General features: G+C 53.5%; 17 protein-coding genes and 1 tRNA gene. 1 reads left to right on the forward strand and 17 read right to left on the reverse strand.

Annotated elements, in window-relative coordinates; genetic code table 11:
- The 8 genes from M0651_RS10445 to M0651_RS10480 all read right to left on the reverse strand — a co-directional run.
- Positions 1 to 1,209 (reverse strand): TP0910 N-terminal domain-containing protein (locus M0651_RS10445; RefSeq protein ID WP_504928346.1); only part of this gene is annotated, 1,209 nt, incomplete at its 3' end.
- A gap of 70 nt (positions 1,210 to 1,279) precedes the next feature.
- Complete coding sequence (rnhB, locus tag M0651_RS10450) at positions 1,280 to 1,900, reverse strand: ribonuclease HII (RefSeq protein WP_248551695.1); 621 nt, start codon at positions 1,898 to 1,900, stop codon at positions 1,280 to 1,282.
- A gap of 225 nt (positions 1,901 to 2,125) precedes the next feature.
- Positions 2,126 to 2,989 carry a ribosome biogenesis GTPase YlqF gene (gene ylqF, locus M0651_RS10455; protein ID WP_248551696.1) on the reverse strand — a complete coding sequence of 288 codons (864 nt, stop codon included), beginning with the start codon at positions 2,987 to 2,989 and terminating at the stop codon, positions 2,126 to 2,128.
- A 68-nt stretch (positions 2,990 to 3,057) separates the two neighbouring features.
- A complete protein-coding gene (lepB, locus tag M0651_RS10460) occupies positions 3,058 to 3,726 on the reverse strand; it encodes a signal peptidase I (protein ID WP_248551697.1) in 669 nt (222 codons plus the stop codon).
- Between the two features lie 92 nt (positions 3,727 to 3,818).
- Entirely contained in the window at positions 3,819 to 4,163 is a 345-nt protein-coding gene (gene rplS / locus M0651_RS10465; protein ID WP_155607337.1) for a 50S ribosomal protein L19, read from the reverse strand.
- A 241-nt stretch (positions 4,164 to 4,404) separates the two neighbouring features.
- A complete protein-coding gene (locus M0651_RS10470) occupies positions 4,405 to 4,659 on the reverse strand; it encodes a hypothetical protein (protein ID WP_155607338.1) in 255 nt (84 codons plus the stop codon).
- Positions 4,660 to 4,727: 68 nt separating this feature from the next.
- Entirely contained in the window at positions 4,728 to 5,495 is a 768-nt protein-coding gene (locus M0651_RS10475) for a GNAT family N-acetyltransferase (protein ID WP_248551698.1), read from the reverse strand.
- Positions 5,496 to 5,605: 110 nt separating this feature from the next.
- A tRNA-Pro gene (locus M0651_RS10480) sits at positions 5,606 to 5,679 on the reverse strand.
- Between the two features lie 204 nt (positions 5,680 to 5,883).
- Here M0651_RS10480 and M0651_RS10485 point away from each other — a divergent pair.
- Positions 5,884 to 6,399 carry a stalk domain-containing protein gene (locus tag M0651_RS10485; RefSeq protein ID WP_248551699.1) on the forward strand — a complete coding sequence of 172 codons (516 nt, stop codon included), beginning with the start codon at positions 5,884 to 5,886 and terminating at the stop codon, positions 6,397 to 6,399.
- 49 nt (positions 6,400 to 6,448) lie between these two features.
- Here the strand turns inward: M0651_RS10485 and trmD are convergent, their stop codons facing one another.
- The 9 genes from trmD to smc form a co-directional block, all read right to left on the reverse strand.
- Entirely contained in the window at positions 6,449 to 7,246 is a 798-nt protein-coding gene (gene trmD, locus M0651_RS10490) for a tRNA (guanosine(37)-N1)-methyltransferase TrmD (protein WP_248551700.1), read from the reverse strand.
- A 1-nt stretch (position 7,247) separates the two neighbouring features.
- The gene (rimM, locus tag M0651_RS10495) at positions 7,248 to 7,766 is read right to left on the reverse strand and encodes a ribosome maturation factor RimM (RefSeq protein ID WP_248551701.1); all 519 of its coding nucleotides are present in this window, start codon (positions 7,764 to 7,766) and stop codon (positions 7,248 to 7,250) included.
- A gap of 138 nt (positions 7,767 to 7,904) precedes the next feature.
- Positions 7,905 to 8,135: a KH domain-containing protein gene (locus M0651_RS10500; RefSeq protein ID WP_059045410.1), complete on the reverse strand. Its 231-nt coding sequence runs from the start codon at positions 8,133 to 8,135 to the stop codon at positions 7,905 to 7,907.
- A 22-nt stretch (positions 8,136 to 8,157) separates the two neighbouring features.
- Complete coding sequence (rpsP, locus tag M0651_RS10505; RefSeq protein WP_059045412.1) at positions 8,158 to 8,430, reverse strand: 30S ribosomal protein S16; 273 nt, start codon at positions 8,428 to 8,430, stop codon at positions 8,158 to 8,160.
- A gap of 36 nt (positions 8,431 to 8,466) precedes the next feature.
- Positions 8,467 to 9,843 carry a signal recognition particle protein gene (gene ffh / locus M0651_RS10510; protein ID WP_248551702.1) on the reverse strand — a complete coding sequence of 459 codons (1,377 nt, stop codon included), beginning with the start codon at positions 9,841 to 9,843 and terminating at the stop codon, positions 8,467 to 8,469.
- Positions 9,844 to 9,920: 77 nt separating this feature from the next.
- Entirely contained in the window at positions 9,921 to 10,274 is a 354-nt protein-coding gene (locus M0651_RS10515) for a putative DNA-binding protein (RefSeq protein WP_248551703.1), read from the reverse strand.
- A 186-nt stretch (positions 10,275 to 10,460) separates the two neighbouring features.
- Positions 10,461 to 11,108, reverse strand: coding sequence for a PAQR family membrane homeostasis protein TrhA (gene trhA, locus M0651_RS10520; protein WP_248551704.1), 648 nt, complete (start codon positions 11,106 to 11,108; stop codon positions 10,461 to 10,463).
- Positions 11,109 to 11,211: 103 nt separating this feature from the next.
- The gene (gene ftsY / locus M0651_RS10525) at positions 11,212 to 12,207 is read right to left on the reverse strand and encodes a signal recognition particle-docking protein FtsY (RefSeq protein WP_248551705.1); all 996 of its coding nucleotides are present in this window, start codon (positions 12,205 to 12,207) and stop codon (positions 11,212 to 11,214) included.
- A 163-nt stretch (positions 12,208 to 12,370) separates the two neighbouring features.
- On the reverse strand, positions 12,371 to 15,943 hold the full coding sequence (gene smc / locus M0651_RS10530) for a chromosome segregation protein SMC (protein ID WP_248551706.1): 3,573 nt from the start codon (positions 15,941 to 15,943) through the stop codon (positions 12,371 to 12,373).
- Between the last annotated feature and the right edge of the window lie 176 nt (positions 15,944 to 16,119).

Consider the following 16,119-nt stretch of genomic DNA (forward strand, 5'->3'; position numbering starts at 1 on the left):
CGCGGCCGGCGTGCCCGCCGGCGCGGTCGCGCGCAGCGCCTGCTGCTCGTGCTCCGCACCGAGCAGCTTCAGCACGCGCCCCACCCACGGCTCCGCCGCGGGGGTGGGGCGCGTGCCCGCAGGCGAAGGCCCAACGGGCCCTTCGCCTTGCGGCGGTACCGCCGCCGGGGCCGTGCCTCCGGCGGCGGTGCTGGCGCCTCCCGTCAAGCTCGCAGCGACGGGAGACCCTCCTGCCGGGCCGCTAGCCCCCCGGCCCGACTCGGCCCCGCCGTCCATGCCCTCCTGGAGCATGGACGACTGCAGCTCCGCCAGCACGGCCTGCAGCTTCGCAACCAGCGCTCCGCCAGTTCCGCTGGCGGCTTGCCCTTGCTGGCCCGGCTGAACCGTCTGCGGCCCACCTCCGGTGTCCGCAAATGCTCCCTGCCGGGCCAGTTGGACCAATCCGGCCGCTTGGTTCGGCTGAGCCCCTCCGCCGGCGGGAGCAGCTCCGGCTTGAGCCGCAGCCCCTTCGGCCCCTGCGGGATTCCCCCCTGAGGCCAGCGGAGCCGCACCGCCCATAGGTATTGTCGACGTTGTCTGCCCCGAAGGCGCAGCGGTCGCTTCCTGCCCTGCTTGGCGGAAGAATCCAGCCATTTGCTCCTCCAGAGAGGATAACAAAACGTGCAGCGGTGGCCCGAAAACCGCTTGATGCAGCCCAGCAACCGATTCACCTGTAACCGGTAACCCTCGGCCGAAGGCAATTCCTGCCGCCTGGATCCATTCCGACAGCGGTACCCCGGCCGGCTTCTGCCCATTCACCTGCTGCAAGAGCGCTAAATTGTGTTTCGTTAACGGGATCCCGCTATTTTGCATGAGCTGCAATAAATCCCGATTCGAAGCCGTATTCTCGAGTCCGAGCGATTCAAGCGCCTTAGCCAGGGAAGCGGCGGACAACACGGCACCTGGAGCCGATTGAACCGGCTTCAAAACGGCCAGGCCATCCTTGGAATCCGGCTGCACTTGCAACAACGTCGTTTCTCCTCGACGGAGCGGCGTTTCCAATGCCGCGTGGAGTTTGACGCCTTGTACTTGAATGACGGCTTCTTGCCCATCTTCAGAAACGGACAATACCGTACCGCGGACCACCTGCCCCGTCTTGAGTTCCAGCGACTTTGGTTCTCCGGAACGAACGTCCCCCATCATGCTGCGCAGCAGCGGTCCGATATTCATAAGCTCCCCCCTTCACTTCGTTCACGATATGGAAAACCCGCCTCTAACGAGAGCGGGTAAGGAATGCCGGTTAAAACAACGTTTGTTCTTCTACGAACAAATTGCGCATAAAGCTCTTTCGATGCATCGGCGTTGGCCCCAGCGCTTGAATCTGTTCGCGGTGCAGTTTCGTCGCATACCCCTTATGTACGGCGATTCCGTATTCAGGATAACGCGCATCCCATTCGCCTTGGCATAAACGGTCTCGCGTTACCTTGGCGACGATCGACGCGGCAGCGATCGACTGGCTGGTGGCATCCCCCTTAATCACCGAGAGTTGGGGAATCGAAATATCCACTTTCTCCGCGTCGATTAACAGGAAATCCGGCCGTACCTGAAGCTTCTCGACCGCCTGTTTCATCGCCCGCCGGGTCGCCTGCTTAATATTAATCTGATCAATCGTCGCGGCGTCCACAAATCCGATCCCTACCGCAATCGCCCGTTCCATGATGATATCAAACAGCTTATCGCGTTTCTTGGCGCTAAGTTTCTTCGAATCATCGACATCCTCTAGGATGAGATCCTGCGGCAAAATCACCGCGGCGGCCACCACATCTCCAAACAGGCAACCCCTTCCGACCTCGTCGATCCCCGCGATGTGCGAATAACCCGATTGCCAGTAATCACGCTCATATTTCAATAAATCGTCCATAGTGCCTCCTTGTCCTTCGCGAACCTTCCCCCGGTGCTAGCTGTTCTATGATGATCTCATTTCCAGCCCTGGAAATGAGGGTTCCACGCCAGGAGTGCATCCTTCACTCTATCATCTTGATCTATGAAACTATTCTTCCCTTATATTATCGGCTTTCCTTCCTCGATTCTACAGCCTTTCTCCCAAAAAACAAGCCGCCGGCAAACCGCCGACGGCTTCATTTCTCTAATAAGGCGCTTCCAAGGAGTATCGTCCCAGCTTGCCGGCTCGCAGCTCGCGAAGTAGAATGCCCGAAGCTTTCTCCAAATCCACGCGTCCACCGCTGATGAGACAACCTCGCTTCCGCCCGACAGCCTCCATGACGGCGACGATTTCGTCCGCATCCTCGTAGTCACGTGGCGCCTGGTCCAGCTCAAATCGCTCTCCAAACGGCTCCCAATAATACCGGACCAAATATTTGACGGCAAAAAAAGCGATGTCTTCCACGTTTAGAATCTCTTCGCGGATTGCTCCCGTCACAGCCAGCCGGTAACCGACGTTTTGGTCCTCAAACTTCGGCCACAAGATTCCCGGCGTGTCCAGGAGCTCCATCTCCGTACCGACCTTTATCCATTGCTGACCTTTGGTTACTCCGGGACGATCGCCGGTTGCGGCGATTTTACGACCAGCTAACCCATTGATCAGCGTTGATTTGCCGACATTCGGAATGCCGACAATGAGAGCCCGAACCGCGCGAGGGTTAATCCCTTTAGCGATTTGCTTCTCAATCTTCTCTTTCATGAGTTCCTTAGCCAGCAGCGGGATTTCCTTCAAGCCTTGCCCGCTGGCCGCGTCCGCCTCAACAGCCAAGTACCCTTCCTGCTTAAAAAAGGCGATCCATTGCCGCGTGACCGAAGGATCGGCCAAATCGGATTTATTCAATACGATCAGGCGTGGTTTACCCTGCAAAATCTCATCAATCATCGGATTGCGACTGGACAAGGGCAACCGCGCATCAAGAAGCTCAATCACTACGTCAATCAGCTTAAGCTTCTCTTGAATCTGCCGGCGTGCCTTGGTCATATGGCCGGGAAACCATTGAATTGTCATCTTCCTTCACCTCATCTATCCCAAGAACGCGCCTTTACCTAGGCGTATGCCTATCCGCAAGCCATCGTCTAATGACGAATGAACTGGAGATCCGAGAGCGGCCAGAACACCAGGTCCGCCCGACCTACGATATCTCCGTAAGGCACATAGCCGATCCGTCTGCTGTCCGTACTGTTCGAACGGTTATCCCCCAATACGAAGACATACCCTTCCGGAACGGTTCCGTCCGGGACCAGCTCATTCGGAAAATTCGCTTCCGTATTGTATAGCTCATTATTATTATGCTTCTCAATTACAGCATCTTTAATGTAAGTTTCATCCACGACCTGTCCGTTGACCGTAATCGTATCCCCTTCGACTTGAACCGTATCTCCCGGAACACCGATAACGCGTTTAATGAAATCGCGTCCCTCGGATGGAACGTGAAAGACGACAACTTCCCCGTGTTTGGGATCGCGGATATCGTAAATGATTTTGTTCACGATGATACGTTCTCCGGTATGGAAGTTCGGCTGCATCGACGGGCCGTCTACGATAAACGGAGCAAAGAAAAGCCAACGAATCAGGAGAACCAGCACAACGGCGATCGCAATAGCCTTTAGCCATTCCAGTGCCTCGCTTTTTTCCTTCTTACCCGCAGGCGGCACCTGCACCGTATCCGGCCCATCTGGTTGTTGCTCCACCCGTTCAGAAGACGGCGAAACTTCCGGATAATCCTGTTGTGCTTGCTTCTCCATGGAACGTGACCTCTCCTTATCTCAAAATATGTACTTCAGAAAAAAGTAAAGGGGCTTGATTGGATACAAGCCCCCTGTTCGTTAACAGATCATTAACGACGTACTTCTTTAATTCTCGCTGCTTTACCGCGAAGTTCGCGAAGATAATACAACTTCGCACGACGCACTTTACCACGGCGAGCCACTTCGATTTTATCGAGTTTTGGGGAATGAAGCGGGAAAGTTCTTTCCACGCCTACACCGTTGGAAATTTTACGAACTGTAAAAGTTTCGCTGATTCCGCCGCCACGACGCTTGATCACAACACCTTCAAACAATTGGACACGTTCACGAGATCCCTCGATAACCTTAACGAACACTTTCAAAGTGTCCCCAGGACGAAAGCTCGGAATATCCTTGCGAAGCTGTTCTTGCGTAATCGCTTGTACGATATTCATCTAGGACTCCCTCCTTCCACTCAGGTGTTCATGCCTCTTCCGGAGAAACCCTTGTTCTCCTTCATCATCCGCAGCGGACCACCAAATTCACAACAAATTGAATTTTACCATAATACCATAGGCATAGCAAGGAAAATATACAAAGAAACAAGCTAACCGTCCATAACCTCAGCCTATTTTTATCCTATCCCGATCCTCACAAAAAAATGCCTCCAATCCCTTGGAGGCTTAGGTTCGATCCTCAAATTAAAGCGATCGCCAGAAGCGTAAATAAACTGAGCGTTAAGATCTCTTCATTAGCGCCATAAGGCCCGTAGCCGTAACCGTATGGCGGAATAAACGCCGAGGTTTGTGCCCGACCCTTTGCCGATCTTTTCAAATAAACGTTATCCCGGTCAACCTTGACGACCGTGCCTTCATAGACTCCGCCATCCCGGGTTAATATGCGAACCTTCTTGTTCATACAATGCAGGCAATTATAATAGGCCTCTACCATTCCCCTTGTTCCCCTTCCTTTGCAAGCTACTGCATAGTATGAGAACGATGGACGAACGGTATGGGCGACTAGCGGTTAAATGAGGCAACAAACTCGCTTTCTTTCGCGGTCATCTCGACCCAAGCCGGCCGAAATCCGCTCTTCAATGCATTCCGCACTGATTTCAGGTTAGACCAGGCTGCACAGTAGAAAGGAACCTTCCCACGCTCAAGGATCTCAACGGCCAGGCGGCTTGTCAAGGCTGCGGCAATTCCCCTTCGGCGATAAAGGGGTAAGACGTCGACGCCGATTTGCCACATCGATTCGCCATCCGCGGAGCATCCAGCCAATCCGATCAGCTTGTTCCCATCGTAAGCCCCGACCGCCAAGACATCAAGATGTTTACGTTTCTCGCATAAGGCATTGCTCCACTCAGCAGTATACAAATCGGTATAATCACCGGGTTCCAATACTCGCGTCGCGAAGTCACATTCCCTTGCCTTTAACACCTGAACATCCGGAAGGAAATACTCGGCCATAAAGCAAATTCGCCGATTTCTTCGCTGTAGTTCATCGTTGAGCACATGTAAATTGGGAGTCTCAAAGCAATGCTCTATAGGGTAGTAGTTAATGTAGGACTCTACGACCTCTCGGATCTCCGGATGAACGGAAGCAACAATGTTATTTCCGTAAGAAATCAAATTGCAGTAGAAGGGTAAGGTCAAATATTCCCTGGCCTTTGGATGCTCCGTGGATAACACAACCTTGTTTTCCTGTTGATAGAAGTCTTCTTTGCGGCAGTTCGCATCGATGGCGGATTGCTGCATGGCAATATCCAAGATCTCTTGATTCGTCATAGACAGAAACCCTCGATTCGTTCTTTGGTTCTTTGATTATACTTGCTCCGCACAAAAAAGAAACAGACAAAATTCACTCCGGAATTTGTCTGTTTCTTGGTTTACTCCGATCGGAGTAGCGGGATTCGAACCCACGGCCTCACCCACCCCAAGGGTGCGCGCTACCTGACTGCGCCATACCCCGATATATAAAGGTGTTTCCATTATAAGCCATAAGCGCGCACCCTAGCAAGAGTTAGACACGCGCCGAAGCCCCAATGATTTTAGCGATTACCCCTAGTCCTTTCGTCTCATCGGCACCCATCCAAAATAACCCATGAAACCTATGTCATGGGATAAACTTCTGGGTAATATTTTTTAAAGACGATAAGTGATTGGAGGAATTCTTATGAAAAAACTAATTCTCGCAGTTGCGGTTTGCTCCTTATTAGGATCCGCATCGGTAGCGGCTGCCGCACCTGTAGTCAAGTCAATCAAAGCAACCATCAAATATTTCAACTTCGTGGTCAATGGCCAAACCAAACTTACCGCGGATGCGTTGGTTTTTAATGGGGCCACCTATGTCCCCATCCGTGACGCCGCCAGCTTGTTCAATTACGAAACGAAATACGATGCCGCGACGAAGTCGATCTCGTTTAGTTCCAAGAGAGACTGGATCACGCTGTCCGAACTGATCGCTGCTAACACACGCCTCTCTGCTTCGCAATCTGAAGATACCCCTAATGTGTACGTCATCCGAGCGGGAAACGAGATCGCATTTAGTCTGAACGCATCAGCACTCAAAGATGGAGAGACCACTTCCGTGGTTACGAATCGTTCTCACTTGATCAGTGTAATAAAAGAGCTGGGATCAGTTGTCTTAAGCAAAAAAGACGTCATCGCAGCTGGATATCTCGTCGATTAATTGCAACAACAAAACCCTCGGTAAGAATACCGGGGGTTGTTGGCTTGATCTATTCCTTCTCCCGCTTGACTACAGCTTCCTCCTGCAACACCTTCAGCCAGCGCTTGTCCTTCTCGGTCAGCTCCAGACCCTCCAGCAAATCCGGACGCCGCTGCCAGGTCCGGCGGAGCGCCTCTTGCCGCCGCCATTCGTCAACATTGGCATGATGCCCGCTCAGCAGGATCTCCGGCACCTTCCAGCCGCGAAATTCAACCGGGCGCGTATAATGCGGATACTCCAGCAAACCGGTACTAAACGAATCCGTTACCGCGCTAGTTTCATTGCCCAATACACCGGGCAGGAGGCGCGTGACGCTGTCGATGACGACCATGGCCGGTAGTTCTCCGCCGGTCAGCACGTAATCCCCGATGGACAACTCATCGGTGACTAAATGCTCGCGAATTCGTTCGTCATAACCTTCATAATGTCCGCAAATAAAGACAAGATGGTCCTCCTGGGCCAATTCCTCCGCTTTCTTCTGCGTAAACGTCTCCCCTTGCGGACACATCAGAATGATTCGTGGCGCACGAACAGGCGCCTTTTCTCCTGATGGTTCGAGAGTCTCTTCGCCTGTTGGCTGTCCAAGCAAATCCTCTACCGCGCGGAAGATGGGTTCCGGCTTGAGCACCATCCCCCCGCCGCCGCCATAAGGGGTGTCGTCCACGCTGCCGTGTTTATTACCCGCGTAATCTCGGAAGTTGATGGCATTTAATGAAACGATGCCTTTTTCCCGGGCTTTTCCAAGAATGCTGCTGCCGAATACGCCGGCGAACATTTCCGGGAACAGGGTCAGCACATCCACCCGCATGCTACAACAGCCCTTCCATGACGTGCACTTTGATGATCTTCTCCTTCACGTTGACGTCCAATACGACGTCATCGATCACCGGGAGCAGCAGCTGTTTGCCGCTTGTCAGCTTAGTCACCCAAACATCGTTCGCACCTGGCCGCAAGATCTCCACAATTTGGCCCAGATCCTCACCCTCATCGCTAACAACCTGACAGCCGATGATTTCATGGAAATAATATTCGTTCTCCGGCAACTCTACGGATTCCGTCTTCGGTACCTTCAGCTCACGGCCCTTGAACGGTTCTACCTCATTAATATGAGAAAATTCAGCGAATTTCACGATATACATCTGTTTGTAGGGCCGGGCCGTTTGAACGGTGACCTCGAACCTCTCCCCGGTTTCCGGATGAATGATCAGAAGCCGATTTTTCGGAGCAAAACGCACCTCCGGAAAGTCCGTCTGCAGCAGCACTCGAAGCTCCCCGCGAATCCCGTGCGTATTCACGATTTTGCCTACCGACAATAATGAATCCGACATAATAACCTCCCAATAGATTTATCCGTCATTCTTGCAGCTGAACCATCCGTCCGAAGGATCCTTCTGCTTCAGCATGTACGAAAAAGGGCTAGGACAAACATCCTAACCCGCTTTCGTCTACCATTATGAAGTTACCGATCAAGACATGATATCCACGGTGACCCGCTTATCCATCTTGACCGCTGCCGATGCTACGACCGTGCGGAGCGCCTTGGCGATTCTCCCCTGCTTGCCGATGACCTTCCCTACATCGTCGGGATGTACGGAAAGTTCATAAACGATCAGGTGATCCTTCTCCACGACCTCCACGCGCACGTCGTCCGGATGATCAACAAGAGCCTTCGCGATAACGCCGACTAATTGTTCCATACACGACCCTCCGAATCAGCAATTATTTCTGCTGTCTAAGCTCATGGAATTTCTTCATAACGCCTGCTTTGCTCAGCAGATTGCGAACGGTATCAGATGCTTGCGCACCATCTTGGAGCCATTTCAATGCTTTTTCTTCATCGATGTTGACTACTGCCGGTTGTGCAACCGGATTATAGTAACCAATCTCCTCGATAAAACGGCCGTCACGCGGGGAACGAGAATTCGATACCACGATACGGTAGAAAGGAGCTTTATGAGCACCAATACGTTTCAAACGAATACGAACTGCCACGAAATTCACCTCCTTCAAAGAATGAACGTTATAAAATTATCGGAAAGGAAAACGCATCCCTTTGCCGGCTTTGCCTAACTGCTTCATCATCTTGTTGCCTTTGCCTTTCGGCCCCATCATATCAGAGAACTGCTTCATCACGCGGCGCATTTCATCAAACTGCTTGATCAAGCGATTGACATCGGCCAGCGTGGTCCCGCTGCCTGCAGCAATCCGCTTGCGCCGGCTATGATTGATCATATCGGGATGTTGCTTCTCTTCTTTGGTCATCGAATGCACAATAGCTTCCACTCGGCCCATTTGCTTCTCGTCAACCTTAACGTTCTGCATCTGCTTCATCTTGCCCATACCTGGAATCATATCCATGAGCTGATCCAGCGGCCCAAGCTTCTTGACCTGATCCATTTGCTCCAGGAAATCATCGAACGTAAACTCCGCATTGCGCATTTTCCGTTCCATTTCCTTCGCTTTTTCCGTGTCGATGTTGGCCTGGGCTTTCTCGATCAGCGACAGCATGTCGCCCATGCCGAGAATCCGGGAGGCCATCCGCTCTGGATGGAATGGCTCCAGCGCATCGATCTTCTCGCCTAGCGCGGCGAATTTGATTGGACAACCGGTAACGGCCTTAACCGACAACGCCGCACCGCCGCGGGTATCCCCATCGAGCTTGGTCAGTACGACCCCGGTCAACGTCAACTGCTGGTTGAAGCTCTCCGCCACGTTCACCGCATCCTGACCGGTCATGGCGTCCACGACCAGCAGCACTTCATCCGGCTTCGTCACCTCATGGATTTGCCGCAGCTCTTCCATCAGCTCTTCGTCAACGTGTAGCCGGCCTGCGGTATCGATCAACAGATAGTCGTTGCCGTTATCCTTGGCATGCTGCAGCGCCTGACGGGCGATTTCTACTGGGCTGTTGCCCTCCGGCAGCGTAAAGACCGGCACCTTGATCTGTTCGCCGAGTACCTGCAGCTGCTTGATCGCCGCGGGACGGTATATGTCACCCGCGACGAGCAGCGGTCGATGATTCTCCTTCAGCAGCAGCTTGGCCAGCTTGGCCGAGGTCGTCGTCTTACCGGCGCCCTGCAGGCCTGCCATCATGACGACGGTCGGCGGCCGATTACTTCGGGCCAGCTTGGCTTGGCTTCCGCCCATGAGCTCGGTCAGCTCTTTGTTGACGATATCGATGATGACCATGCCCGGCGTAAAGCTGTCCATGACCTCTTTGCCGACCGCCTTCTCCTTCACCTTGGCGATGAATTCCTTGACGACTTTAAAGTTGACGTCCGCTTCCAGCAAAGCAAGCCGAACCTCGCGCATCGCTTCGTTAACATCGTCCTCCGATACCTTGCCTTTGCCCCGCAGTTTGCTGAACACGTTCTGCAAGCGGCTTGTCAATCCTTCAAATGCCATATGACCGTCACCCCCATTCATTAAGGTAGTTCAGAATGCTGACTTTTTGTACATTAATTTAGATCTATATCGTCATCTTACAATTGCTCCGCCTCGCGAAGCAAATTTCTTGCCGTTTCTTTATGTAACGGGGACAAGGTACTGTCTTCAAGCAATAGCTCCAGCCGGGACAACACGCCGCTCCGCGCTTCGTGTTTCTTTAACAACCCCAGCTTCTCTTCATACGTTTCCAGCATGCCTTCAGCCCGTTTAATATGCTCATATACCGCCTGGCGGCTAATCTCGAACTCGGCGGCGATTTCACCTAACGAGAAATCATCGAGGAAATAATATTTCAAGAAGGTCTGCTGTTTCTCCGTGAGCAGCGCTTCATAGAAGTCAAACAAAAGGTTGATCCGGTTCGTCTTCTCAAGCCTATTCTCCTGACTCATCTGGGCACTCCCTCCGTCAAGGAAAAACACTTTACAGCGCATCAACTTTTCCTATGATACCGAATGCCGTAATGGATGTCAAGCATTTTTCCTTAACATCAATTTATGAGCCAAAAACCTCCTTTTATCAGCCAAAAGCCGCCTTCCGAATCATCGGAAAGCGGCTTGATTGTCGGTATCCATCTCTCAATGATGAGGCAGCAGATACAGCAAAATCGCAAAGAAGTGCGTCACGCTGCCGCCGAGCACGAACAAATGCCAGATGGCGTGATGGTAGGGGAACCCCCGCCATACGTAGAAAATTGTGCCCAGCGTATACGCCAGCCCGCCCGCCACCAACAGGACAATTCCTTGATGCGGCATGGCCACGGTCAACGGCCCCCAGGCGATGACGATCAACCAACCCATGATTAAGTAGAAGATCGTCGACATGAACAGGAACCTTTTGACGAAGAACGCTTTGAACACGACCCCCAGTAACGCAATCCCCCAAACAGTTCCGAACAGGCTCCAGCCGAGCGGCCCTCGAACGGCCACCAGCATAAACGGCGTGTACGTCCCCGCAATGTAAATGTAAATGGAGGAATGGTCGAAAAACTCGAACAAGTCTTTCAATTTGCCTTCCTTGAAGCTGTGTACGAGGGTAGAGCACAGGTACAGCAGCAGCATGCTCGCCCCGTATATGGTAAAACTGACGACATGCCAAGCCGTGCCCTTCATGCTGGAAAAAACGATCAGCAATACTAATCCCGCCAAGCTAAGCAAGGCGCCGATGCCATGAGTGATCGCATTGGCGATTTCCTCGCGACGGTCGTAAGTATGCGTATTGGCCATCCTGTCACCTCCTAAAAAATCTCTAAGTAGTATGTCTTACCGGGCATTCGCCTATGATCATCATACGACGAAACCCCGCTACATGTTACAACCGACTGCCGGGTTAAGCCTCTTCCGCCTCTTCCGCCTCCGCAATCAGGCCGGCGAACAAGCCATGCACGAACTGCTCGGAATCGAAGGGTTGGAGATCGTCCATCTTTTCGCCAAGTCCAACGAATTTTACCGGGAGGCTCAACTCCTGGCGGATCGCGATGACAATCCCACCTTTGGCGGTGCCGTCCAGCTTCGTAAGCACCAGGCCGGTCACGCCGCTCTTCTCGCCGAACAACTTCGCTTGGCTCAGCGCATTTTGTCCGGTGGTTGCGTCGAGCACCATCAGCACCTCATGCGGAGCGCCCGGAATTTCCCGCTGAATAACACGGTAAATCTTGTTCAGCTCCTCCATCAGGTTGGACTTATTCTGCAGCCGTCCTGCCGTATCGCACAGAAGAATGTCTGCCCCGCGTTGCTTGGCCGCTTGAACCGCATCGAACATGACCGCCGCCGGATCAGAACCAGCCTGCTGCTTGATGACGTCCACCTGAGCCCGCTTGCCCCATACCTCCAACTGCTCGATTGCGCCTGCGCGGAACGTGTCCCCGGCGGCCAGAATGACCTTCTTGCCCTGCTGTTTATAGTAATGAGCCAGCTTACCAATCGTTGTCGTTTTGCCGACGCCGTTGACACCAACGAACAAAATGACGCTGATCCCGTCCGGATTCAAATGCATTTCGCTGTCTTCATCCCCGCGCAGCAGCCCGGTCAGCTTCTCCGACAGCAGCGGCTGCAGTTCAGAAGCGTCCTCGATCCGGCGCTGCTTCACTTCCGTCCGCAGATCGTCGATGAGCTTCAATACGGTGTTTACGCCGACATCGGCTCCGATCAAAATTTCCTCCAGCTCTTCGAAAAATTCCTCATCGATCTTTTTGCGCCGAGTGACGAGCTCTGTAACTTTCTCAACAAAGCCCTTACGGCTTTTTTCTAGCCCATCCCGGAATTGTTTGGTTACGGACTCCGTTTTAGATGCAATGCTTTCTTTCAGTTTCTTAAAGAAACTCATAGGGATTATTTCCTCCTTCATCACTTCGAACTCATTATCGCATACCGCGAAGGTCCAAGCAATTTCCTTCAACCGCGGTACGAAAATAAAAACGTGGCAGGAGAGCCAAGCCGTCACCTTGACTCTCAAGCCACCGTAATTTGAATTTGACCTTTCGCCTTGCTTAAGCGATTTCGACCGTCTCTTCGTCCTCCAGCTTCACGGAGACGAGCTTGGACACGCCGCCTTCCTCCATGGTCACGCCGTACAGCACGTCGGCTTCCTCCATCGTCCCTTTGCGGTGGGTAACCACAATAAACTGGGTCTGTTCCGAGAATTCGCGCAAGTACTGAGCGAAGCGAGCCACGTTGGCCTCATCCAGCGCTGCTTCGACTTCGTCGAGCACGCAGAACGGTACGGGCTTCACCTGCAAAATAGCGAACAGCAGGGCCATCGCCGTCAAAGCTCGCTCCCCCCCGGAGAGCAGCTGTAAGTTCTGCAGCTTCTTGCCTGGCGGTTGGGCGACCACATCGATCCCCGTATCGAGCAGATTGTCCGGATCAACTAGAATCAGGTCCGCTCGTCCGCCGCCAAACAGCTTCGAGAAGACGATCACAAATTCGCGGCGGATGGCATCAAACGTCGTTTTGAAGCGTTTGGACATCTCTTCGTCCATCTCGCGGATGACCTGGTACAACGTGGTTTTCGCTTCGACGAGATCATCCTTCTGCTCGCTGAGGAACTGGTAACGCTCGGACACGCGGTTATATTCCTCAATCGCGCCGAGATTCACATCCCCGAGCAGAGTAATTTGCCGCTTCAGCTCCTTGACGTCCGCTTGGGTTTGCGGCACATCCTCCGGCACGGCATAACGCTGCTTGGCCAATTCATAGCTGAGCTCGTAATCCTCAGACAGCTTGCGCAGGATATTGTCCAGCTCCACGTCCAGACGGTTCGCCTGGATTTCCGTCTGGCGCAGTTGCTCCTCCACGGCCTTCAGCCCTAGCCGCTGCTCCTTCGTCTCGCCTTCGCCTTCCTCCAGCTTCTTCACGAACACGGCACGCGAAGCTCTCTCCAGTTCCAGCTGCTCGCTAGCGCGTTCCTTCTTCAGCTTGAAATCGTTGAGCTCCTCCCGTTGCTTGACGGTCTGCTCCTCATTTTGCTGCAAATCGACTTCGATCGATTGCAAAATCGTACGATTTTGCCCCAGTTCGCGCTCCTGAACCTTGAACTCGTTCTCCGCGCGGCGCAGCTGCTCGCGCAGCGACTGGCACTCCTGATCCAACTTGCCTTCCCGAACCTTCAGGTCGGTCAGTAAATCCTGGAGCTCCTCCTTCGCCGACTCGCTGGCTTTCCGCGCGAATTCGGCCGCCCGGATCGATTGCTGGACGGTTTGTTCTTCCTTCTCCAGCTCTACAAGTCGCTCTTCCGCGGCTTTCTTCGTCGCCTCAAGCTCCTCGAGCTCTTTGAGATAGTGGCCCTTCTCCTGACCATACAACTCAAATTGCTCGGAGACATGACGCCACTCGTGATCGACCTGCTTCAGGTCACCCGCGCAGGATTGCTCCTCGACCCGCTTGGCATCGCCGGCTTCGCGTAACCGCGTCAGCTCGCTTTCCGCCTTTGCCAATTGGCTGCGAACGTCGGTGATTCCTTTGCGCAGCTTATCCAGCATCTCTTCGCTCTCGCGAATGTCGCTGGCAAGCTGGTCGAGCTGGCGTTTGCGCCCCAGCAGATTGCTGTTCTTGCGATGCTGAGAGCCCCCGGTCATCGAACCGCCGGCATTCACAACGTCGCCTTCCAGCGTTACGATCCGGAAGCGATATTGCAGCCTTGCCGCCATCTTGTTCGCCCGTTCCAGATCACTGGCAAAAACAACGTTGCCCAGCAGGCTGCCAACGATATCCGCATACCGCGGTTCATAGCCGACCAGCTCTGCGCCGATTCCGACGAATCCGTCCGCCTCTTCCAACTGACGTTTGTCCGCCGCAGAAATCTGACGTGGACGAATGACGTCCAGCGGCAGGAAGGTTGCACGACCCAATTGCCGTTGCTTCAGGAAAGCGATCGCCTGGCGCGATACGGCTTCGTTCTCCATGACGATATGCTGCATAGCGGCGCCCAGCGCCGTTTCCACAGCCAGCTCAAGCTTCTCCGGAACCCGGATCAATTCGGCAACTGCGCCATGAACTCCGGACAACGTCGATTTTTTTGACGCCTTCAGGACTTCCTTAACGCCAAGGACAAACCCGTCGTAGTCGTCCTCCATCTCCTTCATCGTGTCGCGCCGGGAAACCAACGCCTCGCGCTTTTGTTCCCATTTGCGAATATTGCTTTGGCTCTCTTCAACGAGCTTCTGCAGCGAATTCACGCGTTCGCTTTCTTGAATGTACTGTCCCCGTACTTCGGCAATTTCCTTACCCAGCTTGTCCAGCACCTTCTCCAGCTCGGCCTTGCTGCCCTTAAGTCTTTCCAGTTCATCCGTCCATTTGACGCCTTCCTCTTCGGCGCGTTCCATGCGGCGTTTGACGCTTTCCTTCTGCTGTTCGGCATAATGGATTTCGTTGCGGGATTGCGCCATCCGGTTCATGATGTCGAGCAGTTGGCCTTTCAGACCTTCCTCCTGCACTTGGCTAATGCCGCCGGTCACGCCGATCAGCTTTGCCTCTTCGGCCGCTAGTTCGTTGCGCAGCTCGCTAAGCTGTTGCTCCACTGCGGCGAACTTGGCTGCCATCTGCTCCATTTCTTGCTGCCGCTGAGCAAACCGCTCTTCGCTAACCTCCAGCGACTGGCGAAGCTGCTCGCGATTTTGGGTCAAGTTCTTGGCGCGTTCCTTCAAAACCTCGCCATACCCTTCGCTTTTCTCATAGCTTTCGCTATATTCAAGCAACTGTCCTTGCAGCCCCTCAATTTGGTCCTCGACCTGACGGAGGGCCAGCCGATCGCTCTCCAGTTTGGCATCGTGCGCGGAGACGACGGTGGACAACGCCAACTGCTCCTCCTGGAGTTTCGCTAGCTTGGCGTTGGCTTCGCTCCACGAAGCGTGGATTTGCTCAATCTGATACACGTATAACGAAATCTCTTTATTTTTCAATTGCTCGCGCAATTCCTTGTATTTGATCGCTTTCTCCGACTGCTCCTTCAGCGGTTCGATCTGATCCTCCAGCTCGACCACCAGGTCGTTGATGCGCAGCAGGTTCTGTTCGGTCTCGTCCAGCTTGCGGCGGGCGTCGCGCTTACGACTTTTGTATTTCACGATCCCCGAAGCCTCTTCGAAAATGCCGCGGCGATCCTCCGAACGCGTACTCAGAATCTCCTCGATCCGACCCTGCCCGATGATAGAGTAAGCTTCCTTCCCGATCCCCGTATCCATGAACAGCTCGGTGATATCCTTGAGCCGGCAGCCTTGCTTGTTAATAAAATATTCGCTGTCCCCGCTGCGATGGACCCGCCGGGTCACCGTCACTTCGCTGAAATCCAGCGGCAACGCCTGATCCGTGTTGTCCAGGGTCAGCGACACCTCGCTGAAATTCACCGCTTTGCGCGCGTCACTGCCGGCAAAGATGATATCTTCCATCTTCCCGCCACGTAGTGATTTGGCGCTTTGCTCCCCGAGTACCCAGCGGATGCCGTCAGAGATGTTACTCTTGCCGCTGCCGTTGGGTCCAACTACAGCCGTAATGCCGCGGACAAATTCCATCTCCGTCTTATCGGCGAACGATTTGAAGCCCGCTAACTCTATCCTTTTCAAAAACATACGTTCACTATCACCTCTACCGACTATTGTAACATACCCAAAGCTCCCGAGAACAGGCATTCCGTCTCGTGCGAAAGCCCGGGATGACGCTGCCAGGGCTTGCTTGAAATCTAATTTTCTTTTTGCTAGTGTGATAGAAAATCCAATCTTTTATATCGGTAAAAGGAGCGTCCTTG

This window comes from Paenibacillus mellifer (assembly GCF_023195895.1).
Classification (GTDB): Bacteria; Bacillota; Bacilli; order Paenibacillales; family Paenibacillaceae; genus Fontibacillus; species Fontibacillus mellifer.